This window comes from Kitasatospora sp. NPDC001309 (assembly GCF_042896295.1).
GTDB lineage: Bacteria > Actinomycetota > Actinomycetes > Streptomycetales > Streptomycetaceae > Kitasatospora.
The window spans coordinates 259,907-285,954 of the sequence record NZ_JBIAXC010000005.1; the positions used below are offsets into that span (position 1 = coordinate 259,907).

The window sequence follows — 26,048 nt, forward strand, 5'->3', positions numbered from 1 at the left end:
CGACCAGGAGGACGACCATGCATCTGGAGATCACCCCGATCGACGCGCTGCGCCGCGCGGCCCGGCGGCCCGGGGCGGGCCCGGCCCTGCACTACGAGGAAGCCGAGATCGGCTACCCCGAACTGCTGGACCGGGCCGGCCGCCTGGCCGAGGTGCTCGCCGACGGCGGGGTGACGGCCGGCCGCCAGGTCGCCTACCTGGGTCTGAACAGTCCGACGCTGCTGGTGACGTACCTCGCCTGCGGCTGGCTGGGCGCCGCCTTCGTGCCCGTCAACCACCGGCTCGGCGCCGCCGAGGTGGCGGAGCTGCTGCGGGACTGCGCAGCGCACACCGTGGTCGCCGAACCGGGCCACGCGCCGCTGGTCGACCCGTCGTCCGGGGCGCGGCTGCTGCTGGTGGACGACGACCCGGCCGCCCCCGTGACCGGCCCGCCCGACCCGCGCTGGACGCCGCTCGCCCCCGCCCTGGCGGCGGCCCCCCAGCCGCCGCGCCAGCCCGCGCCGCTGGACGCCGAGGACCTCGCCGTCCTGCTGTACACCTCCGGCACCACCGGCCGGCCCAAGGGCGTCCGGCTCACCTACGGCAACATCTGGTGGAACGCCGCCAACATCGACGCGGCGATGACCACCCGCGAGGACGACGTCAACCTGGTGGTCACCCCGCTGTCGCACATCGGCGGGCTCAACTGCTTCACCCTGCGCAACCTCGGCCACGGCGGCACCACCGTGCTGCGCCGCCGCTTCGACCCCGAGCGGACCTTGCGCGACCTGGTCGCCCTCCGGGTCGACACCTTCTTCGCCGTCCCCTCGATGTACGCCCTGCTGGCCCGGCAGCCCGGCTTCGCCGCCGCCGACCTGTCCGCGCTGCGCGGCGCCGTGGTGGCCGGTGCCCCCGTCCCGCCCGGACTGGTCCGCGACTACGCGGCCCGCGGGGTGCTGCTCCAGCAGGCCTGGGGCCTGACCGAGACCGCCTGCTTCGCCAGCTACCTGCCGCCGGAGCTCACCCTGGCGAAGGCCGGCTCGGCGGGCCGGGCGATGCCCTTCACCCAGCTGCGGATCGTCGACCCGGACACCGGAACGGACGTCGCCGACCCGGACCGGCCGGGCGAGGTCTGGGTGCGCGGCAAGCACGTCTCGCCCGGCTACTGGCGCGACGAGGAGCAACTCCGGGACGCCGACGGCTGGTTCCGCACCGGCGACCTCGGGCGCCTGGACGCCGACGGCTGCCTGTACCTGGTCGACCGGCTCAAGAACGTCATCATCCAGAACGGCGAGAAGGTCTACCCCGCCGAGGTCGAGCGCGCCCTGGCCGACTGCCCCGGCCTGCGCGAACTCGCCGTCCTCGGCACCGCCCACCCGGAGTGGGGCGAGACCGTCGTCGCGGTGGCCGTGGCCGAGCCCGGCAGTGCCCCGAGCCTGGAGACGGTACGGGAGTTCGGCGCGGCCCGGCTGGCGCCGCACAAGCTGCCCGTCCGGTTGCACCTGGTCGCGGAGCTCCCGCGCAACGGCGCCGGCAAGGCCGACCTGGCGGCGCTGCGGCTGCTGCTGCCGGCCATGACGGAAGCCCGCGCGATGGAAGCCCGCGCGATGGAAGCCCGGGCGACGGGTGCCCGCGCGACGGAAGGACCGGGCTCGAAATTCCCCGGGCCGCCGCGCCCGGACGGCCTGGCCGCACTGGTCGCGGCCGCGACCGAGGCGGCGCTCGGCTTCCCGCCCGGCCGCCGCTACGGCGCCACCGCCGGCTTCGCCGAACTCGGCCTGGACTCCCTCCGGGCCGTCGCCCTGCGCGACCGGCTGGCCGAGGCCACCGGCCTGACCCTGCCCGCCACGCTGGCCTTCGACCACCCGACCCCGGCGGCCGTGGTCGCGCTGCTGCGCGCCCGGCTCGGCGAAACCCCCTCCACGGAAGGCGAGTTCGGGCCAGGGTCCGAGCCCGAGCCCGCGTCAGGCCCCGGGACCGGGCCCGCCGACGACCCGGTGGTGATCACCGGCATGGCCGTCCGCCTCCCCGGCGGCATCACCACCCCCGAGGCGCTCTGGCAGCTGCTCAGCGAGGAACGGGACGCCGTCTCCGGCTTCCCCGAGGACCGCGGCTGGGACCTCGCCGCCCTCGCCGACCCCGACCCCGAGGCCCCCGGCCGCTCCGACACCCGGCACGGCGGCTTCCTGCGCGACGCCGCGCTCTTCGACGCCGACTTCTTCGGCATCTCCCCGCGCGAGGCCGCCGCGATGGACCCCCAGCAGCGGCTCCTGCTGGAGACCAGCTGGGAGGCGCTCGAACGGGCCGGCATCGCCCCGACCGCCCTGCGCGGCCAGGACGTCGGCGTGTTCACCGGCGTGTTCGCCAACGGCTACACCGAGCGCGTCCCGGTCTCCCGCACGGCCGACGGCTACCGGGTCACCGGCAGTGCGACCAGCATCGCCGCCGGCCGGGTGGCGTACGTCCTGGGCACCCACGGCCCGGCCGTCGCGGTGGACACCGCCTGCTCCTCCTCGCTGGTCGCCCTGCACCTGGCACTGCGCTCGCTGCGGTCCGGCGAGTGCACGACCGCGCTGGTCGGCGGGGCGACGGTGATGGTCACCCCGGACGCCTTCGTCGAGTTCTCCCGCCAGCGCGGCATCGCCCCCGACGGGCGCTGCAAGCCCTTCGCGGAGGCCGCGGACGGCACCGGCTGGGCCGAGGGCGCCGTCGTCCTCGTCCTGGAGCGGCTCTCCGCCGCCCGGCGGGCCGGCCGCCGCCCGCTCGCCGTGGTCCGCGGCTCGGCCGTCAACCAGGACGGCGCCTCCAACGGGCTGACCGCGCCCAACGGCCCCGCCCAGCAACGGGTGATCCGCCGCGCCCTGGCCGACGCCGGACTGCGCCCCGACGAGGTCGACGCGGTGGAGGCCCATGGCACCGGCACCGTGCTGGGCGACCCGATCGAGGCCCAGGCGCTGATCGCCGCGTACGGGCCGGAGCGCACCGAGCCCCTGCTGCTGGGCTCGGTGAAGTCCAACCTGGGGCACACCCAGGCGGCCGCCGGCCTCGTCGGCGTGGCGGCCACCGTGCTGGCCCTCCGGCACGGCGTCCTGCCCCGCACCCTGCACGTCGACCGCCCGAGCAGCAGGGTCGACTGGTCCGGCGGCGCGGTGCGGCTGCGCACCGCCACCGCCCCCTGGCCCGAGCGGCGGCGCCCGCGCCGGGCCGGGGTCTCCTCGTTCGGGATCAGCGGGACCAACGCCCATGTGCTGCTGGAACAGGCCCCGGTCGAGGAACCCGCCACCGAGGCCGGGCCGGAACCGCTGGTGCCGCTGGTGCCGCTCGTGATCTCCGCCCGGACTCCGGAGGCACTGGCCGCCCAGGCCGGGCGGCTGGCCGACCTGCTGGACGACGGGGCCCGGCCGCAGGACGCGGCGCGCTCCGCACTCGCCGGGCGGGCGCTGTTCGAGCACCGGGCCGTCGTGCTGGCGGAGGACGGGACGCAGGCCCGCGCGGCGCTGCGGGCCCTCGCGACGGGCGGGGCGAGCAGGTCCGGCGCGGCGACTCCCGGATTGGTCACCGGCACCGCGCCGGCGGACCGGGTGGACCAGGACGTGGTCCTGGTCTTCCCCGGCCAGGGTGCCCAATGGGCCGGCATGGGGCGGGAGTTGTGGCAGTCCGAAGCGGTCTTCGCCGAGCGGATGGCCGCCTGCGAACAGGCCCTCGCCCGGTCCGTCGACTGGTCGCTCGCCGACGTCGTGCACGGCACCCCCGACGCCCCGCCGCTGGACCGGGTGGACGTGGCCCAGCCGGTGTCCTTCGCGGTGATGGTCTCGCTCGCCGCCCTCTGGCAGTCGTACGGCGTCCGTCCGGCGGCCGTCCTCGGCCACTCGCAGGGCGAGATCGCCGCCGCCTGCGCGGCCGGTGCGCTGACCCTCGCGGACGCCGCCCGGACGGTCGCGCTGCGCAGCCGGGCCATCGGCGCCCGCCTCGCGGGCACCGGCGGGATGCTCTCCGTACCGCTGCCCGAGCGCCGCGTCCGGGACTGGATCCGGGCCTGCGGCGGGGGAGTCGAGATCGCCGCCGTGAACGGGCCGGAGCGCACCGTGGTCGGGGGGGACGGCGCGGCGCTCAGCGGGTTCCACGCCGAGCTGGAGCGGCGCGGGATCGACGTGCGGATGATCCCGGTCGACTACGCCTCGCACACCGCGCAGGTGGCGCAGCTGGAGCCGGAACTGCTGCAACTCCTCGACGGCGTACGGTCGTCGGCGCCGACGGTGCCCTGGTACTCGACGGTCGACGGCGACTGGGTCGGCGGCCCGGTCGGGCCCGACTACTGGTACCGCAACCTGCGCCACCCGGTCCGCTTCGAACCCGCCGTCCGGGCGCTCGCCGAGCAGGGCTTCACCACCTTCGTCGAGGTCGGCGCGCACCCGGTGCTGGGCACGGCGATCGAGGCGACGCTGGCCGACACCGGGGCGGGCCGGGCCGCCGTGGTCTGCGGCAGCCTGACCCGGGGTGAGGGCGGCCGGACGCGGTTCGCCCGTTCGCTCGCCGAGGCCTTCGTCCGGGGCGTCCCGGTCGACTGGACGCCGCTGCTGCCGCCCGGCGCGCGCCGGATCGACCTGCCGACCTACCCCTTCCGGGGGCGGCGGTACTGGCCGGAGCCGGTGTCGCAGCCGGGCCCCGGGCCGGTGCCGGTGCGGGCGTTCGCTGGCACGGGCGACCTGTTCCGCCTCGCCTGGCGGGACCTGCCCGTGCGCGGCGCGGCGCCCGTCCCGGTGACACCGGTCGCGGACCCGGCGGTGCTGCCCCCGGACGCGTCCGGCTGGCTGCTGCTCCCGCCCGCCGACGCCGCCGACGCCCCCGCCGAGGACACCGCACGGGTCCGGCGCGCGACCGCCCGCGCCCTGGCGGCCGTCCAGCACTTCCTCGCCGACCCCCGGTACGAGGACCGCCGCCTGGTCGTCGCCACCCGCCACGGCGTGGCGACCGAGGACGGGGAACCCGTCGACCCGGCCGAGGCCGCCGTGTGCGGCCTGGTCCGCTCGGCCCAGACCGAGCACCCCGGCCGCCTGCTGCTCGCCGACCTCGACCTGCCCGCCGACGCGACCCCGGAGGACTGCGCCCGCGCGGTCGCGGCCGCACTGGGCGAGGCGGCCGCCGCGGACGAGCCGCAGTTCGCCCTCCGCGGCCCGGCCGTCCGGGTGCCCCGCCTGGCCGCCCGCACCCCCGCGCCGACGGACGGCCCGGTGCTGGACCCGGCCGGTACCGCGATCGTCACCGGCGGCACCGGCCAGCTCGGCCGGCTGATCGCCCGCCACCTGGTGACGGGCCACGGCCTGCGCCGCGTCCTGCTCGCCTCCCGGCGCGGCGCCGAAGCCCCCGGTGCCGCCGAACTCTGCGCCGAGCTGGCCGAGTTGGGCGCCCACGCGGAGGCCGTCCGGTGCGACGTCGCCGACCGGGAGCAGGTCCGGGCCCTGGTCGCCGGTGTGTCCGCCGAGGCGCCGCTCACCGTCGTCGTGCATGCCGCCGGCGTGCTGGACGACGCGGTGGTCGCTTCCCAGGCCCCGGACCGGCTCGACACCGTGCTGCGCCCCAAGGCCGACGCCGCCGTCTGGCTCGACCGGGCCACCCGCGAGCTCCCCGCACCCGTCGCGCTCGTGCTCTGCTCCTCCGCCGCCGGTGTCCTGGGCACCGCGGGCCAGGCCGGGTACGCGGCCGCCAACGCCTTCCTGGACGGCCTCGCGACCCGCCGCCGGGCCGCCGGCCTGCCCGCGGTGTCGCTGGCCTGGGGGTCCTGGGACGCGCCCGACGGCATGACCGCCGCCCTGGGCCGGGCCGGCCGCGCCCGGCTGGCCCGCACCGGCGTCCGGCCGCTCCACCCCGCCGAGGGGCTGCGACTGTTCGACGCGGGCCTCGCCGACGGCCGGGCCGTCCTCGTCCCGCTCGCCCTGGACCCCGGCGCCGTCCGGCACCCGGCCCCCGCGGTGCTGCGCGACCTCGCCGAACCCGGCACCGCCGATCCCACCGGGGGAACCGCCGACCCCACGCCCGGTACCACGGCTCCCGGACCGCAGGCCGTCCGGCTGGTCGCCGCCGACCCCGCCGCCCTGCTCGACCTGGTCCGGGCCGAGGCCGCCGAGGTGCTCGGGGCGGACGAGCGGATCCCGGCCGAGGAACCCTTCGAGTACGCGGGCTTCGACTCCCTGATGGCGCTCGAACTGCGCGACCGGCTGGCCCGGCTCACCGGCGCCCGGCTCCCCGCCACCCTGGTCTACGACCACCCCAGCCCGGCCGCCGTCGCCGAGCAGCTGGGCCGACTGCTCGGCTCCGTCCGGGAACACCGGCAGGCGGCCGCCGCCCTGGACACCCTGGAACGCACCCTCACGGCCGTGGACGAGGAGTCCCGCGCGGACCTCACCGCCCGGCTGCGCACCCTGCTCCAGCGGCTCGAACCCGCCACCGCCCCGGCCCGCCCCCTCGCCGCCGCTCCGACGGCGAGCGTCCCGGCGGGGGCACCCGCCGGCGAACCGGCCAGGGAACTGGCCGACGAACTCGCCGACGCCGACGACGACGAACTCCTCCGCTTCATCGACACCCGGCTCTGACCGGCACCGCCAGAAAGGCACCGCGATGACCATCACCGGTCTGGCCGAACCCTTCCTCCGCGCCCAACTGGAGTCCCTGGGCCTGGCCGTCGAGTACGTCCGCGCCGAGGGCGACACCCTCTACCGGCGCGGCGACGACGGCCGCGAACTCCCCGTGCTCGACCTCGTCGGCGGCTTCGGCGCGACGATCCTCGGCCACAACCACCCCGAGATCCTCGCCCTCGCCCAGGAGTTGCTGAGCGCGCGGGTACCGGTGCACGCCCAGTTCTCACTGCACCCGTACGCCGAGACCGTCGCCCGGCGGCTCAACGAGATCCTCCACCGCGACACCGGCGACCCGGGCCCGTACACCGCCGTCTTCGCCAACAGCGGCGCCGAGGCGGTCGAGGCCGCCGTCAAGCACGCCGAACTCGACCGCGGGCTCAAGGCGGCCGAGCTGCTCGCCCGGATCGACGAGGAGACCGACCGGGCCCGCCGGGCCGTCCGGGACGGCGCCGTCCTCTCCGCGGCCGCCCGGCGGCTCGCCGACGGCGGGGACTTCGAGTCCCTGGCCGCCGCCCTCACCGCCGCCAACCGGGCGCGGGCCGAGGAGCCGCCCGTGCTGCTCGCCCTGACCGGCGGCTTCCACGGCAAGCTCGTCGGCAGCGTCCAGCTCACCCACAACCCGGTCGTCCGGGAGCCCTTCCGGGCCCTGGCCGCCCCCTGCCGGTTCGTCCCCGCCGAGGACCCGGCCGCCCTCGCCGCGGCGATCGCCGAGGAACACCGCACGGCCCTGGGCCTCACCGTCTCCGACGGCACCGTGGACCTGGCCGAGCACCGGCTGCCCCGGCTGTGCGCCCTGGTACTGGAACCCGTCCAGGGCGAGGGCGGGGTCCGGCCGCTCACCGCCGGGTACGCGCGCGAGCTCCAGCGGATCTGCGCCGAGGCGGACTGCCCGATCGTGGTGGACGAGGTGCAGAGCGGCATGGGCCGCACCGGCAGCTTCCTGGCGAGCTCCGCCATCGGGCTGCGCGGCGACTACTACGTACTCGCCAAGAGCCTCGGCGGCGGCCTCGCCAAGGCCGCGGTCATGCTGGTGCACCACCGCCGCCACCGGCCCGGTTTCGAGCTGCTGCACAGCTCCACCTTCGCCAAGGACGCCTTCTCCACCCTGATCGCCGCCCGCACCCTGGACCTGCTGGAGGCCGACGGCGGCGCCCGCTACCGGCAGGCCGCCGAACGCGGCGAACGGATCCTGGCCCGGCTGGAGGGCATCCGCGACGACTTCAAGGACGTCGTCGCCGACGTCCGAGGCCGCGGCCTGATGCTCGGCCTGGAACTGCGCGACCAGGGCGACTCCACCTCCCCGGCCCTGCGCGAACTCTCCCGGGCCGGCGTCCTCGGCTACGCCGCCGCCGGCTACCTCCTCCACGCCCACGCCCTGCGGGTCTTCCCGACCGCCAGCGCGACGACCACCCTGCGGATCGAACCCTCCGTCCACATCACCGACCCCCAGATCGCCCAGGCCGAATCCGGCCTGCGCGCCCTCTGCGACCTCCTCCGCACCCAGGACGGTGTCCGCCTCCTCGCACGCTGACGCAGGGCGCACCGAGGCGCGTACCGGGGGCGAGTGCGCCCGGTACGCGCCCTGGTGGGGCGGCGTCGTGCACCGCACACTGACGGAGCGACAGCGACGCACCGCGCACGCACGACCGTCAGCGGGGGGCCGATGGAGTACGTACCGATCCTGCGCGGCAAGGCGGGCGAGTTCATCGCCCTGGGCCACATCGGCGCCCACGTGCAGGCGCGCATCCGCCCGTTGCTCGAAGTCCACCCCGACCGGCGTCTGGCCGATGTCGTGCAGACCTTCGCCCGCCACGCGGGCGACCACCTCCCCGCCCGGCTGACCGTCACCGTCGACTGCGGTCAGCTCTGGCAGCAGGGCGCGGTCGGGACCGGCTACCGCGGCCACGCCATGCGGTGGCTCAGCGAGCACTTCGAGCAGTGGCTCCAGACGCTCATCCCCGCCTTCCGCACCACCGACCCGGTCGGCTCCCTCGACGAGATCCGCCGTGCCCAGCGGGCCCACGGCGCCGGCGGCTGCCTGCGGATCGACCTGCACCACCTGCCCGGCGGCCCGGGCGACCTGACCGAGGACGTGCGCGCCGCCCTGGCCGCCGTGGCGCTCACCCCGCAGGACACCGACCTGCTGCTCGACGCCGGCTACCTGCCCGGCCCCGACGCGGTCACCGCCCTGGTGCCACGCGCGCTCGCCGTCCTCGGCTGGGCCCGCGCACACCCCTGGCGCCACATCGCGCTGGCAGCGGGGGCGTTCCCGCCGAGTCTGCGCCGGGTCCGGCCGTACGTCCTGACCGCCCTGCGCCGTCACGAGCTGGACCTCTGGGAGCACGTCGCCCGCGGGGCGGCCGGCCCGCCGCCCGACTTCGGCGACCACGGCGTCACCCACCCCGACCCGCCGGAACCCGCCGAGGTCCGGGCCGCGCCCGCCAACCTGCGCTACACCGGCGGCCGCCACTGGCACGTCGTCCGGGCGGTCGACGCGACGGGCCTGGAAGCCCTCCGGCTGTGCCGTCAGCTCACCCGGGCCGACGTCTGGGACGCCACCCGCCCCGACGCCTCCTGGGGCGGAGAGGAGATCCGCCGCCGGGCCCTCGACCTCGTGACCGGCCCCGGCAACCCCGGCCAGCGCCGTGCCTGGGAGACCTCCCACCACCTGGCCGCGGTCGCCGGAGCCATCGCCGAACGGGGCCGCCCGTAGCCGGTGCCTAGCGCGACGGGGTGAAGTCCGGGAGTCGGGCCAGGCCGGCGGCGACCGCGGTGAAGCCCCGGTCGAGCATCAGCAGTTCGTACTCCTGGACGGCGGAGGGCAGTTCGGCCTCGCCGCGGTGGACGGCGGTGAGCGAGCGGCAGAGCAGGGCGGCGTCGTGGAACGCGAGGTTGGCGCCCTGGCCGGCGCTGGGCGGCATGGGGTGGATCGCGTCGCCGAGCAGGGTGACCGGCCCGGTGCCCCAGTGGGGTACCGGCTCGGAGTAGCGGAACGTCAGTGGTGAGCTGTTGCCGACGTCGGACCGCCGGACCAGCTCGACCAGGTCCGGGTGCCAGTCGCGGACCAGGACGAGCAGTCGGTCGCGCACCTGCGCCCAGTCCGTCGGCGCGGGGCCCGTGAGCGGCTCGGGCAGCATCACCACCCAGCGCAGGTAGCTCCCGGTGTCCGGCAGTTCCACCTCCGGCGCCAGTTCGGCCGCCGCGAGCCGGGGCGGGCGGCGGAAGTCCATCCGGCCGATCAGCAGGCTCGCCCCGGGCCCCTGGACCAGGGTGCCGGCGCCCGGTACGAGCGCGGCGAGCCGTTCGGTCATCGGGGTGCGCCCCAGCAGCGCGCCGCCCGGTACGGTGGCGACCTCGGCCCCGGGCAGCAGCTGCCGCCGTACCGCCGAGCCCACGCCGTCCGCCCCGACCAGCAGGTCGCCCAGCACGCCGGTGCCGTCCGCGAACCGTGCCTCCACCCGGCCGTCCGCCCGCTCCCGGTACCCGACGACCGCCCGCCCGAACTCCACCCGGTCCCCGAGCCCCGCCAGCAGCAGCTGCCGCAGCACGTGCCGGTCGGCGGCGGTTCCCCCGCCGGTCGGGCCGAGCCGCCGCAGCTCCGTCAACTGCTCGTCCACCACGCGCCGTTCGCCGGCGAGCGGTCCGGTCACCGCCGTCAGCAGGCCGTGCAGCCGGGGCGGCAGGCACTCCCGCAGCGCGGCCAGTCCGGGCTCGTCCAGCCCGATCCGGAACCCCTGGTACCGGCTGTCCGCCGCGCCCTCCCGCTCGAACACCCGCACGTCGATCCCGGCCCGGACCAGCCCCTGGGCCAGACAGAGCCCCCCGATCCCGGCCCCGGCCACCAACACCTTCATGCTGCGCACCCTCTCCCCGCCTGCCTTCTCGGCCGTTCGTTCCTTGCAGCGTCAGCCTGGCCGACCACGACCCCCGTGCGGCAGGTCGCTCCGTCACCGATCCGGTATGACAGCTGTCACTGCTCCGCTGTCACCCCTTCGCGCGGGTGAACCCGTGGCTGTGCTCGACCTTGGCCACGTGCAGCGAGTAGCTCTGGTACCACTGGGCCCGGCCGCGCTGCTGCGCCGCTCGGTGCTCGGCGTCGGTGCGCCACCGGTCGAGGGCCTCCCGTCGGTCAGTCGAGGCCTTCGGTGATGCGGAAGTCGCGCTCGAAGCCGTCGGGGAGGGCCAGCAGCGCCTTCCGGTACGCCGCGCTCTCGTAGGCCGCGACGGCCTGTTCGAAGCTGTCGAACTCGATCAGCACGACGCGTTGGGTGATTCCGGCCTCGCGGGCGACGACTCGACTGCCACGGGACAGGAGGCGCCCGCCCCCGGCCCGGACAGCCGGACCGGCCAGCTCGTCGTAGGCGGTCAGCCCCTCAGGGTCGGACATCGCGGGGTAGACACTGACCCAGTAGCCCTTGGCCACGGAGAACCTCCTGCGTTCGGCCGGACACGTCCGGCTCCGCATCGACACCCGGATCGGTCGATCCCGGCATGCGCAGGCTAGGGCTTGACGTGCGGCCGAGGGAAAGACCGGTACGGGCTAGGCTCAGAACGGATCGTTATCAATCGGGGGGGGAGGGCACGTGGCGCCGGACACCGTGAGCCTGCGCTACTTCCTGGTGCTGGCACAGGAGTTGAACTTCACCCGGGCAGCCGCACGGATCGGCATCGCCCAGCCCGCACTCAGCGCCCGGATGCGCCGGTTGGAGAAGGAACTCGGTACGGCCCTGCTGGTCCGCAGCACGCGCAGCGTCGTACTGACCACGGCCGGTGCGGCGCTGGCGGAGTCCGCGCCGCCCGCGCTGGCGGCGCTGGACCGGGCATGGGACACCGCCCGGAGCGCGGCGGCCGGTGAACTGGGCACGCTGCGCATCGGATACAGCCTCAGCACCGGGGCCGAGACGACACCGGCCCTGGTGGACAGGCTGATGCGCGACAACAGCGGACTCGACGTCCGAGCGGTCCCGATGGCGACACCGGAGATCTCCCCCGCGGTCGCCGACGGCCGCATCGATGCCGGGATCACCCGCGGTGAGCAACCGGGCCGAGGCGTACGCAGGTTGCTGCTGCGGCGTGCGCGCATCGGGGTCCAGCTGGCGCAGCACCATCCGCTGGCCGGACACCCGGAGATCGAGATCGCCGACGCGGCCGCGTATCCGCTGCGACTCCCGGACCGTGCGGCCAACCCCGTGGTCCACGATCAGCTGTCCGCGGTGTTCCGGGACACCCGACCGCACCCCCGGTTCCACACGCTCGCCGTGTCCTTCGACATGTCCCAGCGCGACCTGCGCGACGGGGTCACCCTCGCCCCCGCCGGTGAAGCCGCGGCCACGGCACAACCGGCCGGTCTCACCTGGCGACCGCTGCGGGGCGCGCCCGGCCTGACGTTCCACCTGGTCCTCCCGCGCGAGCAGTTGCCGCTGCACCGCCGCGTCCGTACCGCCGCCAGAACCCTGGCGCACGAGCTGCACTGGCTGCCGGACTGACGCGCAAGAGGCCCAACGTGCCGGATGCGGGCGGTGCGACGGTTCGGCGATCGGTTCGTCAGCCGACCGCGCCGAGCGGGACGACCTGGTCGGTGACGGGGATCAGGCAGCGCTGTTCGCTGCACGCGCCGAAGCTGACGACGGCTTCGCTCGGCCCGGCCGCGGTCCGGCGGACCGGGAGCGCGACGGTGACCGCGCCGTCCGGGTAGACGGGCAGCTGCACCCCGAGGTCCAGGGGGCTGACGGTGCGCAGCGGGCGGTCGGCCCGGACGGCGCCGTCCGGCGTCAGCCCGCCGCGCACGGCCAGCCGGGTGGGCAGGCCGAGGCCGTCGATGCCGTCGGCGGGCAGGTCGACGCTGTAGAGGTGGAAGCCCGCCTCGTCGGGGGTGAAGGTGGCGGCGAGGACCAGGTGGCCGTCGTCGCCGGGGGCGAGCCGGAGGGAGACGGTGACCCCGCCGCCACGGTAGCTGGCGATGGGGGCGGCGGCCGGGGCCGGGTCGGCGGCGCAGCCGGCCGCCCCGAGGACCAGGAGTGCGGCGACCGCGCCGGCCGCCCGTCGGGTCACCGTCATGCCTGCGCCCAGCGCGTGAGGAAGGTGGCGACCGTGCCGGCGCTCATGGCGCGGGCGTTGGAGAAGGCCCCGTCGTTGCTGGCGGTGCGCACGGTGCCGTCGGGGGAGAGCACCACCAGGGCGGGGATGCCGCTGCTCCGGAGGTCGACGTACCGGGCGGCGAGGTCGAGGTTGTGGTCGAAGCGGCCGACATCCACCGCGACGACCCGGTAGTCGTCCCGCAGCAGCGGGGTGACCTGCGGGGAGCGGAACAGCTTGTCCAGCACCTTGCAGTCGGGGCACCAGTTGGCCCCGAAGTCGAGCAGGACCGGGCGCTGGTCCCCGGCGGAGCGGGCCAGGGCGGCCTTCACATCGGCCTCGGCGTCCCGGGTCGCGTCGTATCCGTCGGGCAGGTCGGCGGGCGCCGTCCCGGCACTCGCGGCTGCGGTGGCGGCCGTCGGCGCGGCAGCGGAGGTGGCCGCGGTGGCGGCGGTGGTGGCGGTGGCGGTTGCCGGAGTGGTCGTGGGGCGCTCGGCGGCTCGGGTGGTGGAGTCGCAGCCGGTGATCAGCACCGCCGACAGGACGGTGCCGGCGAGCAGGGCGCGGTGGTGCCGCATGGGGTCCCCTTCGGGGTGGTGGGTGGTGGTGTCGGTTGTGTCGACGGGAAGTGAACTGCCGGGTGTGCAGCAGGGGTTGGTGAGCTGAACGGTGCGGGTGGAGAGCGGCGGGTGCGTTCCGGAGCGGTCACGGAAGCGCCGTACCGCCCACGCCGGCGGGCATGCGTCGATACGGTTCCCGCACTGTCCGCACCACGTCCCAGGGGGGACCATGCGACGCACCGCCCTCGCCCTGCTCGCCGCCGCCACCGCCGTCCTCGGCGTCGCCGCCTGCGACCCGACTCCGGTCACCACGACCACGAGTACGGGTGCCCCCGTCCCGGCCACGACGGTGGCCGGTCCGGCACCGGGTGGTACCCAGTCGGCGCCGACGACCGCCGCTCCGACCGCCGCTCCGACCGCCGCCCCGACCGCCGCCCCGGCCGGGGCCGGCGGTGACGCGACCAAGGACGTCGAGATCTCGGCGTGCGAGGTGGACGGCGCGATCCACTGGCCGTCGGCGGCCCTCAAGGTCACCAACCACACCGACAAGTCGTCGAACTACCTCGTCCAGGTGGAGTTCGTGGACGCCTCCGGCACCCGGGTGGCGGAGGCCCCCGCCGCGACCGACAACCTGGCCGCGGGTCAGAGCGCCTCGCTCAAGGCGCGCGGGGCGACCGCGGTGAAGGACAAGGTCAGCTGCCGGGTCACCAGCGTCACCCGGTTCCCGGCCCCCTGACCCCGCCCCCCTGACCCCGGCGGGAGCGCCCGGTCAGGCCGGCTGCTGCTCCGCCGCCGCGACCGCGCCCTGGACGGCGGCGACCCGCAGGTCGATGAACGACTGCCGAGGGTCGTTGAAGTTGGTGAACGGCTGCGGGATGTACCGGCCCAGCGCCTGGAACTGGGCCAGCGCCTCGGTCGGCCGCCCGGCCCGGGTCAGCGCGTACGCGAGCCAGCCGTGGGCGTACCGGATCCGGGGGTGGCCGGGGTCGGCCGCCGCGAGGTCGGCGAGCGCGGCGTCCAGGGCGGCACCGACCTCGGGGCGCTGCCAGGCGGTGAGCTTCTCGCCGTCCTTGGCGAACTGCTCGAAGTAGGCCTCCAGCTTGATCGGGGCGAGCAGGCTGCCGGCCGGGGCGGCGGCGATCGCCCCGTCGATGAACCCGTGCATCAGCTCGTGGCTGCCGCGCCACTTGGCGCACCAGTACTGCAGCGCCCGGGTGTGCGCCGCCCAGTGCCGCGGGTCGCGCGCGACCAACTCGGCCCACAGCTGCCGGAAGCGGTCGTTGGACCAGCCGAGGCCCATGGCGATGGGGATCTGCGCGACCCACGGGTTGGGGTCGTCCTCGGGGGCGAGCGCGGCGGCCGCGACGGCGGCCTCCCCGGCCTCGGCCAGGACGCGGTGGAAGCCCGCGAACTGCTCGCGGCTGACGTCGGTCGCGCGGGCGCTGCTGCGGATGTTCCAGGCCAGGTAGACCAGGGCGTCCGCGTGCAGCAGTGCGGCGGCCGGGTCCTGCGGCCGCTCGGCGCGCCAGGCGCGCAGCCAGGCGTCGTCCTCGGCGGCCAGCTCGGCCAGTTGGCGCTGCCGCCGCCAGCGGACGTCGGCGGTGGCGTCGGCGGCGAGGTAGGTGGCGGCGGTCCGCCAGTCGCCGGCCTTGGCGGCGGCGAGGACGGCGGCCTCCTCGTCCTCGGGCCGGTCGTCCAGGAGCAGTTCGCTGCCGAGCAGCAGCCCGTGGTCGGCCGGGACGATGGTGTTCTTCGCCCGGGCCTCCTCCGCCTGTCGTGCTTCGTGTTGGGCGATGGTGGCCTTGGCCCGTTCGAGCTGGGCCAGCTTGCGCTTGGCCAGCCGGGTCATGACGACCGGGAACAGCAGGGCGAGGCCGACGACGGACAGCACGATGATGCCGAGCAAAGGGTGTTCCTCCGGTGGTGCGGTGTGGGCGTTGACTGGTGCGGACGAGTCCGGGCGTGGACTGGTGCGGACCAGTCCGGGCGTGGGCGGGTGCGGCGACGACCGGTCGGATCGGTGTGACCGATCCGACCGATCACACCGATCAGACAGCGGCGGCGGTCGGCAGCCCGGCCCCCGCGAGCAGCGCCCGCAGCGGGGCGGTGTCTGGGTCGTCCGCGCAGGCGGCGTCCAGGGCCGCGTCGAAACCGTCCGCGAAGCCGTCCGGCAGCCGGAGTTCGGCCGGCCCGCCCCAGGAGAGCTCCCAGCCGGCGAGCCCGGCCTCGGCCAGGGCGACGACGGTGGCGTGCGCCAGTTCCTCGCGCAGCGCCGGTCGGGCGAACTCCCGGGCGGCCCGGCCGGTGGCCGCGGCGGCCTGCTCGCTCTTGGGCAGCCGGTCGGTGAACTCCCAGGCACGCCCGGCGTCGATACCGTCGAGCAGCCCGTGGGCGGTGGGCGGCAGGCCCAGCCCGGTGAGCGCCCGGCGGGCGTCCTCGGCGGCCTCGCGGGCGCGCGCCAGCATGGCCGTGCGGACCAGCTCGGGCCAGTCGGCCCGGTGCTTGCCGGAGGCCTCCGGGACGAGCGAGACGACCTCCAGCTCGGCGAGCACCCGCTCCGAGTCGTGCAGCAGCGCCAGGGCGGGGCCGGCGGCGCCGGGGCCGCGGCCGTCGTCGGGCAGCGCCTCGATCGCGGCGACCCGCAGGTGGATCGGCGGGTGGGAGTCGTACGGGTCGGGCTGCTCCTCGGGCAGTTCGAGGGCGTGCTCGGCGAGTTCGGCGCGGCGCTTCGGGTCGCTCAGCAGGTGCTGGAGGCCGCCGTAGACCTGGCCGGGCGGCGGGAGCAGTCCGGCGTCCCAGCCGATGGTGGCGTAGCGGTTGAGGTAGAAGTTCTGGGCGGCCTCCAGCGCCGGGATCCGGCGCAGGGCGGCGGCGGTGGCGTCCCGGCCCGCGAGCTGGGCGGCGACCTGGTCGGCCGCGTACTCCTGGCGGCGGCCGACCGCCTCGGAGACCCGGAAGTAGAGCTTGGCGTAGCCGGTGAACAGCTTGGCGAGCACTCGGTCCACGCCGCCGCCGGCCTGTTCCGCGGAGGGCTTGCGGCCCTTGGCCAGCCGCTTCTCTGCCTTGGCGGCGAGCTTGACGGCCTCCTGGGCCTGGTGCTGGTCGGCGCGGTGGTGCAGTCCGCCGATGGTGTGCAGGACCGCGCGGCGGCCGGCGACGGTGACGGCGGCGAGCCGGACGTCCCGGTTGCTGTAGTGGCCGAACTCGTGCGCCAGCACGGACTCCAGCTCGCCCTCGGTGAGGCCGATCAGCAGCGGGGCGCCGATCACCAGGTGGCGCTTGCCGGGGACGAGGCCGAGCAGCCTGCTCTCCTCCATGACGCCCGCGTTGACCTCGGGCACGAGGCGGATCTCGGCCGGGCCGCGGACGCCGGTGCGCTCGGAGATCCGGTCGACCATCGCCCAGATCTCGGGCTGCCGCTCGCGGGTGAGGAGCACGCCGGGCAGTTCGCCGTCGTCCTTGCGACGCCGGGTCAGGAACACCACCCGGACGACGGGGTAGGCGACGGCGGCGCTCAGCGCCCAGAGCTTGACCAGCCCCGGGCGGAACTGGCCGGAGGCCTGGTACAGGGCGACGTCGAGGGCGATCAGGCCCGCGACGATGCCGAGGGCGAGCAGGTAGAAGCCGATGAGCAGGGCCACGGCGGTGGCGGCTCTTGTTGACGTGCTCATGGCAGCAGAACGCTGGGGCGCGCCCATGCGATGGTCCTCCCCCTGGGCGCGACGACATGAGCGGCGCGCGGTTGTTGCATGGTGAACGGGTGTGCGACGAGTGGAGATGGTAGCGGTCCCCGGACGGCCCGCGCACCGGGGTCAGCGGCTCCGGATCACCGCTCCGACCTGCGGGTTCGTCACGGGTTCCGATTCGTGCGGGCTTGACGGCATTCGGCCGCCGCCGACCCTGCGCCTCGGCCGCCGACCACCGTCCTCGGGCCCCAGGCCCCGCCCGGCGCGCCGCTCCGGCCGTCAGCGCCCGCCGGCCGCGATCGCCTCACGGACGGTCACCAGGCAGGGGTCGCAGTACCGGTCCGGCACCGGCGAGCCGTCGCCGGGCGGCAGTACGCGCTGGGACGGCTCCAGGAACCGCCCGCACAGCGATGCCGACGCGTCGTCCTTCGCGACCACGTGCCACACCACGGCGGGCGGCGACACCGCCGGGTCGTGCTCGGCCCACATCTCGTACACGGTGACCTCCACGGTCTCGGGGCTCGGTCACCCCATGCAACCCCGGGACACCCTGCTCGGCCACCGGGCCGGACCCGGTGGGATGGTTCCACCTGGTCCGCCTCCGGTTCCCGGTCCGGAGCGGGCGGCGGACGGATGCTCACCGCCGGTGCCGAAGCCGAGAGTCGGCGCCACCCGGACGGCGGGCGCGGCCGCGCGCCGGCCCGGCCGGGCAGGGCGCCGAGTGCCCGACGGCCCCGGGGGTATCCTGCCCGGATGTCCTCACCAGTTGCCGGGCCCGTGCCCCCGGCCGCGCCGGGCGACGACCCGGCGGTCGTGCGTTCGGACGACGACCCGGCGGTCGTCCTCTCGGGCTTCGGCCCGGTCGGCCGCGCCTTCGCCGAGCGGTTGCTGACGCACGCGGACGGGCTCGCCCGCGACCACGGCGTCCGGCCGAGGCTGGCGGCCGTCCGGGTCGGGTCGGCGGAGGTGGAGTTGCGGGACGGCGGCCCGGTCCCGCCCCGGGCCGAGTGGGCTCCGCCGGGCCCGTTGGCGCGGACCCTCGACCGGACCGGTGCGCGGGTGCTGGTCCAGGCGCTGCCGTCCTCCCCGCAGCTGCGGCAACAGGCCGCCGATGAGGCCGTCCTGGCGCTCGGCCGCGGTGTCCACGTCGTCACCGCCACCAAGAGCCACCTGCTCGGCCACTGGCGTGAACTCGGCGCGGCCGCCCGGGCCGGCGGCAGCCTGATCAGGATCTCCGGGGCCACCGGAGCCGCCCTCCCGACGGCCGACCTGGCGCGCACGGGGGTGCGGGGCCTCGGCTGCCGGACGGTCCGGGCCTGCCCCAACGGGACGGCCACCTTCGTGCTCGACCGCCTGGCCGCGGGCGACTCCCTCGACCGGGCGGTCGGCGAGGCCCAGCGGCTCGGCATCGCCGAGGCCGATCCCTCGGCCGACCTCTCGGGCGCCGACGCCGCCACCAAGGTGCGGCTGCTCGCGGCCCTGCTGTGGGGCTGGGACCCGTCGGCCGTGCGCGTCGACGCGGTGGCGGTGGACGCCGGGACGGGCGCGGCGGCGCTGGCCGCGGCCGCCGAGGGGCGCCAGCTGCGGGCGGTGGCGAGTGCGAGCGCGGACCGCCCGCTGGTGGTCGAGGTCCGCCTGGAGCCGACCGCGCCGGGCGACCCGCTGTACGCGCTGACCGGCCCGGAGAAGGCGGTCGTCTACGGCTGCCCCGAGGCCGGGGACATCACGGTGAGCGGCGGCCGGTCCAGCCCGCTCGGCGCGGCGCTCGCGATGCTGCGGGACACTCTTGACGTCACGGCGCCCCGCGGGCACGGCTTCGGCTGAGCCGCGCGGAGCCCTGCGCCGGTCCTCGTGGCGATCGTGGAGGCGTTGTGGGTACCGATCCAGCGGCCCGGCGGGCGGCCGAACAGGCCAGCGACAGGAGCGGCTACGACGACGGCGCGGGCATGCGGCCGTGGCGGTTCGTGGTGTGGTTCGGCATCGTCAGCCTGCTCGCTGACTTCGTCTACGAGGGCGCCCGTTCCGTCACCGGCCCGCTGCTGGCCTCGCTCGGTGCCTCGGCGACGCTGGTCGGCGTGGTGACCGGCGCGGGGGAGGCGGCGGCGCTGGTCCCGCGCCTGCTGTCCGGGCCGCTCGCCGACCGCACCGGCCGGTTCTGGGCGCTGGCGATCGGCGGCTACGCGCTCACCGTCGCCGCCGTGCCGCTGCTCGGCGTGGCGGGCTCGCTGGGGGCGGCCTGCACCCTGGTGATCGCCGAGCGGGTCGGCAAGGCGGTCCGCTCACCGGCCAAGGACACCCTGCTCTCGCACGCCACCGCCGCCACCGGCCGGGGCCGGGGCTTCGCCGTCCACGAGGCCCTCGACCAGGTCGGCGCGGTGATCGGCCCGCTCACCGTGGCCGCCGTGCTCGCGGCCACCGGCGGCTACGGGCCCGCGCTCGGCGTGCTGGCCGCCCCGGGCGTGGCGGCCCTCGGCCTGCTGTGGTGGCTGCGCTCCCGGGTGCCCGACCCGTCCCGCTACGAGTCGGCGCGGCCCGCCCGACCCCCGGTGACCCAGGCTCCGGCCCAAACCTCAGCCTCAGCCCCGTCCCCGGCGCCCGTCCGCCCACCGCTGCCCCGCGCCTTCTGGGCGTACGCGGCGTTCACCGCGGCGACCATGACCGGCTTCACCACCTACGGCGTGCTCTCCTTCCACCTCGTCCGGCACCACCTGCTCACCGCCTCCGCCGTACCGGTGCTGTACGCCGGGACGATGCTCGCCGGCGCGCTGGCGAGCCTGGTCACCGGCTGGCTGTACGACCGGATCGGCCCGCGCACCCTGGTGGCGCTGCCCGTGCTGGCCGCGGCCGTGCCCCCGCTGGGCTTCGCCGACGCGGTGGCGCCCGCCGCGGCCGGCGCGCTGTTGTGGGGTGCCGCGCTGGGTGTCCAGGAGTCGACCCTGCGGGCGGTGGTCGCCGACCTCGTCCCCGCGCCGCGCCGGGCGACCGCCTACGGGGTGTTCGCCGCCGTGGTCGGCCTCGCCACGCTGGCCGGCGGGGCGCTCACCGGCGCGCTCTCCGCGGTGTCCGTCCCGGCGCTGGTCGTCACCGTGGCCGCCGTCCAGGCCGCCGCCCTGGTGCTGCTCGCCACGGTCCGCCCGGGGCGCGGCCGGATCACGCCGGGGTGACGGCCTGGGGGAAGGTGAAGAGGCCGTCCGGGTCGTAGGCGCGCTTGACCCGCCGCAGCCGGTCGAGGTTGCCGCCGTAGTACGCCTGCGCCCAGTCGGTCAGCCGCGGGTCGGGGTAGTTCTGGTACGCCTCGCCGCTCGCGTACGGGCGCATGGCGCTCCAGACGTCCTCCAGCCAGGCCTGGGACTGCTCCACCCCGGGCCCCGAACCGGCGCCGGGAGACGGGTAGTTGGCGATGTACTGGGCCGCGAACAGGGCGCCGCGGTGGACGAAGGCGGTGTCCCCGGGGGCCACCCGGCCGACGGCGCCGCCCAGCGCGTCGAAGGCGACCGAGGCGCTGCCGCCCTGCGGCGTCGTCCGCGCGTACCGGTCCACGGCGGCCACCAGGGCCGCGATCCCGGCCGCGCCGATCGGCCGGGTGTAGAAGTCGGACCGGGCCGCGTACGACACCCTGGTCAGCCGGCCGTCGGGGTTCCGGCCCGGCAGACTGCCCGGCAGGTGGGCGGCGGCCTCCGACCAGCCGGCCACCCCGCCCATCTCCTTCATGGTGTCCAGGAACGGCGCGGTGTGCAGCGAGGCGGTGGCCGGCGCGACGGCCAAGCGGTCGACCAGGTCGGCGAGTTCACCCTGCGAACCGAGCAGGTTGACGGTGCTGGTGAGGCGCAGCCTGCCGTCCGGCCAGGTGTCCAGGTGGAGGTTGGCCCAGAGCTCGTCCGGTGCGCCGGCCACCCAGGCCTGCCAGGCCGCGACCACCGACCCGGCGGCCGACCACGGCCAGGAGAGGAAGCCGTACGCGCAGCTCACCGCCGGGTGGGTGCGGAAGGTGAAGGAGGTGACCACGCCGAAGTTGCCGCCGCCACCGCCGCGCAGCGCCCAGAACAGGTCGGCGTCGGCGCCCGCCGCCACCTGCCGGATCCGGCCGTCCGCCGTCACGACCTCTGCGCCGGTCAGGTTGTCGCAGGTCAGCCCGTACGCCCGGCAGGTGACGCCGATGCCGCCGCCCAGGGCCAGCCCGGCCACGCCGACGCTCGGGCAGGAACCGGCCGGGACGGTCACGCCGTCGGCCGCCAGCCCGGCGTACACGTCGATCAGCCGCGCGCCCGCCCCGACCGTCGCCGAGCCGCCCGTCGCCGGGCCGCCCGAACCGCTGACCCCCGCCATCGCGCCGACGTCCAGCACCATCCCGCTGCCCGAGGACCAGCCCGCGTAGCTGTGGCCGCCGCTGCGCACCGCGACCGGGACGGCGTGGCGGCGGGCGAAGGCCAGGCAGGTGGCGACGTCCTGGGCGGAGGCCGGGTAGACGATCCCGGCGGGGTGGAGGTCGTCGAACTGCGGCTGGTAGAGCCGGCTCGCGTCCTGGTAGCGGGCGTCCTGCGGGCCGATGACGGCGCCGCCGAGGTCCTTGGCGAGCGCGGCCCAGTCGGCCGGGCCGGCCGGGGTGGGGCTCGCGCTGCTCGGCCGGGGCGTCGGCGACCCGGTGGAGGCCGACGGGTCCGGGGACGGTCCGGCGGCCGGCCCGCCGCAGGCACCGAGCGCCGTCGCCAGCGACGCGGCCAGGGGCGCGGCGGCGAGCCGCAGCACCCGCCGTCTCTCCGGCCGGTCCGGCCCGGCCGGGGGGTTCGGTGCCGCTTCGCTCCCGCTCATTCCCGCCCCTCGCTCCCGGCCGTGGCCCGTGCCCGCACGGTACCCGCAGGTGCCGGGGCCGGGGGCCGACTTGGGCCAACCATAGGGTGGTTCGCGGCGACGGCGGCCGCCGCCTCGACCGGGTCGCCGACCGGGGTGGTCGGATCAGGGGCGGTGGAGTGCGCCCAGGCGTCGTCCAGGGCGAAGAAGTCGACCGGCACCGGCCGGGTGTGCTGGGTCAGGGCGTCGTCCAGGGAGGCGAAGTAGGCCGCCCAGCGCTTCGCGTAGAGGCCCGAGACGAGGCCGGACCACTCGCGGGCGGCGTAGTCGTGCAGGCCGCCGTCCTCCGACTCGGCGCGGGTGCCGCCCCAGGTGGTGAGGAGCGAGCGGGCGTCGTACCGGAGCCGGTCCCGTTCGGCGGGGGCCGCGGCCCAGTCCGGCACCCGGGCGAGCCAACTGCCGACCAGGAAGCGGGAGTCCGTCGCCGTCACCCGTTCCAGCTCGGCCTCGGCGGCGGTCCACCGGCCCACCAGCGAGCGGAACGCCCCCAAGTCCCCTCCTGTGTAGGCCCGTTCGATCAGCGGCAGCAGGCGGCGGCTCTCGTCGGCGAGGGCCTGCCGGGCGAGGTTGACCAGGTCGAAGCGGTAGGCGTCGGTGCCGCGCCGCTCCGGTGCGGCCCGCAGCAGGCCGTCCAGGGCCGCGCGCACCGTGGCCGGGTCGAAGCGCGTCCTCGGCGGCGACCAGGACCCGGAGGTGGCGGCGGTCAGCGAGGGGCGCGCGGTGAACAGCCCGTCCTGCGGCTCGCTCCACCCGTCGGACGGCATGCCGTACGGGCCGTCGCGCAGCTGTGCCCAGGCCGCCGCCGCACCGGTGTCGGCGCCGCCGTAGCGGGCGGTCGCGTACGCGGTGAACCAGGCGGCCCGGTCGATCTCGGCGGGCGACCAGGCGAGGTCGGCGAAGAGCGCGAGCGCCGCCGGGTCGCTGCCGGTGCCCTCGGGCATGAAGGCGATGCCGCTCAGCGCGCTGCCGGGCGCGGTGCGCCACCGGTGGAAGCGGCCGGTCCAGACGCCGGTGTTGGCGCCGAAGGTGGTCTTGCCGCCGAAGTTGGGGATGGTGCCGAAGGCGTACGGGGTGCCGTTCCAGTCGCCCTCGCGGTCCAGGCCGTCGTAGCGGTCGGAGAGGCCGTCGACGATCAGCATCCGGCGGCGGTCCACCCCGGCGAGCAGCGCGGCCGTCGGATTGTGCTCCCAGCCGAGGACGGCCCAGACCGCGCCGGGGTGGGCGGTCAGCAGCGCGCGCTGGATCGCGCCGGCCGCGGCGGGGACGTCGACGCCGCCCGCGGTGCCGCCCTCGTGCAGGGGGTCCATCTTGTACATCGCGCTGTCGCCGAACACCTCGCGCTGGGCGGTGTAGTAGGCCTCGGCGACGCGGGCGAACAGCGGGTCGGTCGGGTCGAGCCAGGAGTCCCGGGCGAAGGCCGTCCAGGTGCCCTGGGGCACGACGGCGGCGCCGGGGTTGCGCGCGGCGAAGTCGGCCGGGACGGTGCCGAAGTAGCCGGGCAGGACCGGGGTCATGCCGAGCGCCCGCAGCTGCTCGCAGACCCGGCGGCCGACGGCGGTACGGGCGGCGACCAGGTGCTCGGAGACCGGGCCGCCGAAGCCGGACATGTTCTGCAGCAGCCACCAGGGCTGGTGCGCGGGCGCCGGGATCCAGGCGCGCAGCTCGGCCGAGGAGTAGCCGAACCGCTGGAGCGCCCGGTGGTAGGGCTGCTCGGCGCCGACGGTGACCAGCACCTCGTCGAAGCCGTGCAGCGCGAGCACGTCGATCTCGTGCTGGTACTCGGCGAAGCCGCGGTAGGCCCCGGAGTAGCCGGCGTCGGTGTCGTTGAGCGCGTAGCGGTGCGGGACGACGGCGGAGCCGGTGTGGGCGGCGGGCACCGGCGGCAGCACCGGCGGGAGCGTCGCGGTGCTGTCGCCCGGTAGGCCGATGTCGGCGTGGGCGACGGTGCGCAGGTACCAGCCGACGCCCGCCAGCAGGGTGGCCGGGGAGGTGCCCCGCACCCGGATCGCGCCCGCCGTGCCGGACACGGTGAAGGCGTCGGCGCCGTCGGCCGGCCGGGCCCCGGCCGTCAGCTCGAACTGGGCGGCACGCCCGGGCAGCAGCCGCCCGAGCGCGGCCCGCGCGGGCGCGGTGTCGAAGGCCGCCGGGGCGGCGTCCGGGGCCGGTCCGACCGCCGACGCGACGGCGGCGCACACCAGGAGCAGGGGGAGCAGTACGGGCATGCGACCGACGGTCGCACCCGCGCACCCGCCCGCCGCCCCCGGCTCGCGGGCCCTCACCCGGATGAGCCGTGGCCACCTGGTTGCCGTCGGTGCGGCGCGATGACTGAATGGAGCGGGGGGCGGATCCCAGTGGTGAGGAGCGGGACCATGCCGAAGGTCCGGGTGAACGGCGTCGACCTCCACTACGAGCTGACGGGCGTGGGCGATCCGCTCGTCCTGGTGCACGGCTCCTGGGCCGACCACACCCACTGGGACCTCGTCCGGCCGCCCCTGGCCGAGCGCTACCGCGTCCTGGTCTACGACCGGCGCGGGCACAGCCGGAGCGAACGCCCGCCCGGGCCCGGCTCCCGGACGGAGGACGAGGACGACCTCGCCGCCCTCGTGCAGGCCCTCGACCTGGCGCCGGCGCACATCGCGGGCAACTCCTTCGGCGCCTCGACGGCCCTGGGCCTGGCCGTCCGCCGCCCCGAGCTGTTCCGTACGCTCATCGCCCACGAGCCGCCGCTGATGGCGATCGTGCCCCCGGAGCCGGACCTGCTGCCCGTGATGCGGGCGGTGGAGCGGCGGATCGACTCCGTGCTGGCGCACCTGCGCGCGGGCGAGACCCGCGAGGGCGCGCGGCAGTTCGTGGACGAGGTCGCCTTCGGGCCGGGGACGTGGGAGCGGCTGCCGCTGGAGGTCCGGGACACCCTCCTCACCAACGCCCCCACCTTCCTCGACGAACAGCAGGACCCGGGCTGGCCGCTGCTCGACCTCGCCGGGCTGTCCGCGTACCCGGGCCCGTCCCTGCTCACCGTGGGCACCGAGAGCCCGCCCTGGTTCCCCGCGATCGTCGCCCGGCTGGCGCGGGCGCTGCCCCGGGCGCAGGTCCGGGCCCTGACCGGGGCCGGCCACACCCCGCACGTCACCCACCCGGCCGAGTACGTGCGGACGGTGAGCGGCTTCATCGAGGCGCACCGCTGACCGGGGGCGCGCGGCAGGGCGCGGGTCAGAGCGCGGGTCAGGGCGCAGCTCAGGGCCCGGACTCCGCCAGCCATCCGGCCAGTACGGCGGCCTGGCTGTGGTCGACGTCCCTGGTGGCGGTCAGCAGGGTGAGCGCGTCCTGGGCGGCGAGTTCCCGCAGGTGGCCGGCGGCCTCCCGGTGCCCGGCGTCGCGCAGCTCGGCGAGGTAGCGGCGGCGGAACTCGGCGAAGCGCTCCGGGTCGTGGCCGTACCAGGTGCGCAGTTCCGTCGAGGGGGCGACGTCGCGCAGCCACTCGTCCAGGCGGGCGTCCGCCTTCGTCATGCCGCGCGGCCAGATCCGGTCCACCAGGACCCGCCGGCCGTCCTGCGGCGAGGGTTCCTCGTAGATCCGCCGGTAGGCGATCCGTGCGGTCATGTCCGGTCCTCCCGGGTGGGTGGGGGGCGTGGCCGCCGCTACCCCCAGTAGCCGACGTGCACCGCGGAGGCCTCCTCGAAGAGGAACGGCCCCGACGCCTCCACCGTGCTGCCGCCGGCCGCGAAGACCGCGCGGCACGGCAGGTCGAGCACCGGCTCGTCCGGGTCCACGCCCGCGATCGCGTTCAGTTCGGTCGCGGCGAGCGCGTAGACGACCCGGCGGATGCCGCTCCAGTGGATCGCCCCGGCGCACATCGCGCACGGCTCGGTGCTGGAGTAGAGCACGGCGTCGGCGAGCTGGTGCGGGGCCAGGGTGCGGGAGGCCTGCCGGACCAGGTTGATCTCGGCGTGGGCGGTCACGTCGTGGTCGGTCAGGACGGTGTTCTCGGCGGTGAGCAGGACCTTCCCGTCGGGGCCGGTGAGCAGCGCGCCGAAGGGGTGGTTGCCGTGCGCCCGGGCGGAGGCGGCGAGCTCGATGGCGGCGAGCAGGTGCTCGGGGGAGTGGTCGGGGGACTGGTCGGCCATGGGGGTCTCCTCGGGCGGTGCGGACGGGGACGGAGGACAAACCTATGCCGCCGGGCGGGCGACGCCGTAGCCGCTCGCCTCCGTCCCCCGACCAGTCTCACCCCGCCGGTGCCGGGCCGCCCCGGCACCGGCGGTCACGGG

Annotated in this window: 19 protein-coding genes; 8 read left to right on the plus strand and 11 right to left on the minus strand. The window is 76.6% G+C overall.

Annotation, left to right across the window (positions count from 1 at the left end; all coding sequences use genetic code 11):
• The first annotated feature begins 17 nt into the window (after window positions 1–17).
• From ACFY2K_RS07715 to ACFY2K_RS07725, 3 genes are all read left to right on the plus strand, one after another.
• Window positions 18–6,569 (plus strand): SDR family NAD(P)-dependent oxidoreductase, encoded by a 6,552-nt coding sequence (locus tag ACFY2K_RS07715; RefSeq protein WP_387710160.1) that lies wholly within the window; start codon window positions 18–20, stop codon window positions 6,567–6,569.
• A 25-nt stretch (window positions 6,570–6,594) separates the two neighbouring features.
• Window positions 6,595–8,145, plus strand: a complete 1,551-nt coding sequence (locus tag ACFY2K_RS07720) for an aspartate aminotransferase family protein (protein ID WP_387710162.1) — start codon at window positions 6,595–6,597, stop codon at window positions 8,143–8,145.
• 132 nt (window positions 8,146–8,277) lie between these two features.
• Window positions 8,278–9,327 (plus strand): hypothetical protein, encoded by a 1,050-nt coding sequence (locus ACFY2K_RS07725; protein ID WP_387710164.1) that lies wholly within the window; start codon window positions 8,278–8,280, stop codon window positions 9,325–9,327.
• A gap of 7 nt (window positions 9,328–9,334) precedes the next feature.
• Here the strand turns inward: ACFY2K_RS07725 and ACFY2K_RS07730 are convergent, their stop codons facing one another.
• Both ACFY2K_RS07730 and ACFY2K_RS07735 read right to left on the minus strand, forming a co-directional pair.
• Window positions 9,335–10,468: an FAD-dependent oxidoreductase gene (locus tag ACFY2K_RS07730; protein ID WP_387710166.1), complete on the minus strand. Its 1,134-nt coding sequence runs from the start codon at window positions 10,466–10,468 to the stop codon at window positions 9,335–9,337.
• Window positions 10,469–10,743: 275 nt separating this feature from the next.
• Window positions 10,744–11,037 (minus strand): DUF1330 domain-containing protein, encoded by a 294-nt coding sequence (locus ACFY2K_RS07735; protein ID WP_380522323.1) that lies wholly within the window; start codon window positions 11,035–11,037, stop codon window positions 10,744–10,746.
• A 160-nt stretch (window positions 11,038–11,197) separates the two neighbouring features.
• Between ACFY2K_RS07735 and ACFY2K_RS07740 the strand changes: the two genes are divergently transcribed.
• The gene (locus tag ACFY2K_RS07740; protein WP_380644697.1) at window positions 11,198–12,100 is read left to right on the plus strand and encodes a LysR family transcriptional regulator; all 903 of its coding nucleotides are present in this window, start codon (window positions 11,198–11,200) and stop codon (window positions 12,098–12,100) included.
• A gap of 58 nt (window positions 12,101–12,158) precedes the next feature.
• Here ACFY2K_RS07740 and ACFY2K_RS07745 read toward each other — a convergent pair whose 3' ends face one another.
• The gene (locus ACFY2K_RS07745; RefSeq protein ID WP_380594676.1) at window positions 12,159–12,671 is read right to left on the minus strand and encodes a hypothetical protein; all 513 of its coding nucleotides are present in this window, start codon (window positions 12,669–12,671) and stop codon (window positions 12,159–12,161) included.
• Window positions 12,668–13,267, minus strand: a complete 600-nt coding sequence (locus ACFY2K_RS07750; RefSeq protein ID WP_387710169.1) for a thioredoxin family protein — start codon at window positions 13,265–13,267, stop codon at window positions 12,668–12,670. Before ACFY2K_RS07750 ends, ACFY2K_RS07745 begins: the two co-directional genes overlap by 4 nt.
• Before the next feature lie 211 nt (window positions 13,268–13,478).
• Here ACFY2K_RS07750 and ACFY2K_RS07755 point away from each other — a divergent pair, with 211 nt between their 5' ends.
• Window positions 13,479–13,985, plus strand: a complete 507-nt coding sequence (locus tag ACFY2K_RS07755; protein ID WP_387710171.1) for an FxLYD domain-containing protein — start codon at window positions 13,479–13,481, stop codon at window positions 13,983–13,985.
• A 33-nt stretch (window positions 13,986–14,018) separates the two neighbouring features.
• On the opposite strand, the gene ACFY2K_RS07760 is transcribed toward ACFY2K_RS07755, so the two are convergent.
• The 3 genes from ACFY2K_RS07760 to ACFY2K_RS07770 all read right to left on the minus strand — a co-directional run bounded on the left by ACFY2K_RS07760 (window position 14,019) and on the right by ACFY2K_RS07770 (window position 17,445).
• Complete coding sequence (locus ACFY2K_RS07760; protein ID WP_387710173.1) at window positions 14,019–15,155, minus strand: hypothetical protein; 1,137 nt, start codon at window positions 15,153–15,155, stop codon at window positions 14,019–14,021.
• 142 nt (window positions 15,156–15,297) lie between these two features.
• Window positions 15,298–16,920: a M48 family metalloprotease gene (locus ACFY2K_RS07765; RefSeq protein ID WP_380644693.1), complete on the minus strand. Its 1,623-nt coding sequence runs from the start codon at window positions 16,918–16,920 to the stop codon at window positions 15,298–15,300.
• A 294-nt stretch (window positions 16,921–17,214) separates the two neighbouring features.
• Window positions 17,215–17,445, minus strand: a complete 231-nt coding sequence (locus tag ACFY2K_RS07770) for a hypothetical protein (RefSeq protein WP_380400019.1) — start codon at window positions 17,443–17,445, stop codon at window positions 17,215–17,217.
• Window positions 17,446–17,688: 243 nt separating this feature from the next.
• On the opposite strand from ACFY2K_RS07770, the gene ACFY2K_RS07775 reads away from it, so the two are divergent.
• Window positions 17,689–18,759: a homoserine dehydrogenase gene (locus ACFY2K_RS07775; RefSeq protein WP_387710175.1), complete on the plus strand. Its 1,071-nt coding sequence runs from the start codon at window positions 17,689–17,691 to the stop codon at window positions 18,757–18,759.
• A 47-nt stretch (window positions 18,760–18,806) separates the two neighbouring features.
• Window positions 18,807–20,099: an MFS transporter gene (locus tag ACFY2K_RS07780; protein ID WP_387710177.1), complete on the plus strand. Its 1,293-nt coding sequence runs from the start codon at window positions 18,807–18,809 to the stop codon at window positions 20,097–20,099.
• On the opposite strand, the gene ACFY2K_RS07785 is transcribed toward ACFY2K_RS07780, so the two are convergent.
• Both ACFY2K_RS07785 and ACFY2K_RS07790 read right to left on the minus strand, forming a co-directional pair.
• The gene (locus tag ACFY2K_RS07785; RefSeq protein ID WP_380522300.1) at window positions 20,086–21,744 is read right to left on the minus strand and encodes an FAD-binding oxidoreductase; all 1,659 of its coding nucleotides are present in this window, start codon (window positions 21,742–21,744) and stop codon (window positions 20,086–20,088) included. The genes ACFY2K_RS07780 and ACFY2K_RS07785 overlap by 14 nt on opposite strands.
• Window positions 21,741–24,005 (minus strand): alpha-N-acetylglucosaminidase, encoded by a 2,265-nt coding sequence (locus ACFY2K_RS07790; RefSeq protein ID WP_387710179.1) that lies wholly within the window; start codon window positions 24,003–24,005, stop codon window positions 21,741–21,743. The genes ACFY2K_RS07785 and ACFY2K_RS07790 overlap by 4 nt, the downstream gene beginning before the upstream one ends.
• A gap of 147 nt (window positions 24,006–24,152) precedes the next feature.
• Between ACFY2K_RS07790 and ACFY2K_RS07795 the strand changes: the two genes are divergently transcribed.
• On the plus strand, window positions 24,153–24,968 hold the full coding sequence (locus ACFY2K_RS07795; RefSeq protein WP_380522296.1) for an alpha/beta fold hydrolase: 816 nt from the start codon (window positions 24,153–24,155) through the stop codon (window positions 24,966–24,968).
• Window positions 24,969–25,017: 49 nt separating this feature from the next.
• Here ACFY2K_RS07795 and ACFY2K_RS07800 read toward each other — a convergent pair whose 3' ends face one another.
• Both ACFY2K_RS07800 and ACFY2K_RS07805 read right to left on the minus strand, forming a co-directional pair.
• Window positions 25,018–25,383, minus strand: coding sequence for a DUF488 domain-containing protein (locus ACFY2K_RS07800; RefSeq protein WP_387710181.1), 366 nt, complete (start codon window positions 25,381–25,383; stop codon window positions 25,018–25,020).
• Between the two features lie 38 nt (window positions 25,384–25,421).
• A complete protein-coding gene (locus ACFY2K_RS07805; RefSeq protein WP_380522291.1) occupies window positions 25,422–25,907 on the minus strand; it encodes a nucleoside deaminase in 486 nt (161 codons plus the stop codon).
• Between the last annotated feature and the right edge of the window lie 141 nt (window positions 25,908–26,048).

Bases quoted from the DNA above. Each gene is read 5' to 3' on its own strand.
- ACFY2K_RS07715 (WP_387710160.1), top strand. From the start codon at position 18: ATGCATCTGGAGATCACCCCGATCGACGCGCTGCGCCGCGCGGCCCGG.
- ACFY2K_RS07720 (WP_387710162.1), top strand. From the start codon at position 6,595: ATGACCATCACCGGTCTGGCCGAACCCTTCCTCCGCGCCCAACTGGAG.
- ACFY2K_RS07725 (WP_387710164.1), top strand. From the start codon at position 8,278: ATGGAGTACGTACCGATCCTGCGCGGCAAGGCGGGCGAGTTCATCGCC.
- ACFY2K_RS07730 (WP_387710166.1), bottom strand. From the start codon at position 10,468: ATGAAGGTGTTGGTGGCCGGGGCCGGGATCGGGGGGCTCTGTCTGGCC.
- ACFY2K_RS07745 (WP_380594676.1), bottom strand. From the start codon at position 12,671: ATGACGGTGACCCGACGGGCGGCCGGCGCGGTCGCCGCACTCCTGGTC.
- ACFY2K_RS07750 (WP_387710169.1), bottom strand. From the start codon at position 13,267: ATGCGGCACCACCGCGCCCTGCTCGCCGGCACCGTCCTGTCGGCGGTG.
- ACFY2K_RS07755 (WP_387710171.1), top strand. From the start codon at position 13,479: ATGCGACGCACCGCCCTCGCCCTGCTCGCCGCCGCCACCGCCGTCCTC.
- ACFY2K_RS07765 (WP_380644693.1), bottom strand. From the start codon at position 16,920: ATGAGCACGTCAACAAGAGCCGCCACCGCCGTGGCCCTGCTCATCGGC.
- ACFY2K_RS07775 (WP_387710175.1), top strand. From the start codon at position 17,689: ATGTCCTCACCAGTTGCCGGGCCCGTGCCCCCGGCCGCGCCGGGCGAC.
- ACFY2K_RS07785 (WP_380522300.1), bottom strand. From the start codon at position 21,744: ATGAGCGGGAGCGAAGCGGCACCGAACCCCCCGGCCGGGCCGGACCGG.
- ACFY2K_RS07790 (WP_387710179.1), bottom strand. From the start codon at position 24,005: ATGCCCGTACTGCTCCCCCTGCTCCTGGTGTGCGCCGCCGTCGCGTCG.
- ACFY2K_RS07795 (WP_380522296.1), top strand. From the start codon at position 24,153: ATGCCGAAGGTCCGGGTGAACGGCGTCGACCTCCACTACGAGCTGACG.
- ACFY2K_RS07800 (WP_387710181.1), bottom strand. From the start codon at position 25,383: ATGACCGCACGGATCGCCTACCGGCGGATCTACGAGGAACCCTCGCCG.
- ACFY2K_RS07805 (WP_380522291.1), bottom strand. From the start codon at position 25,907: ATGGCCGACCAGTCCCCCGACCACTCCCCCGAGCACCTGCTCGCCGCC.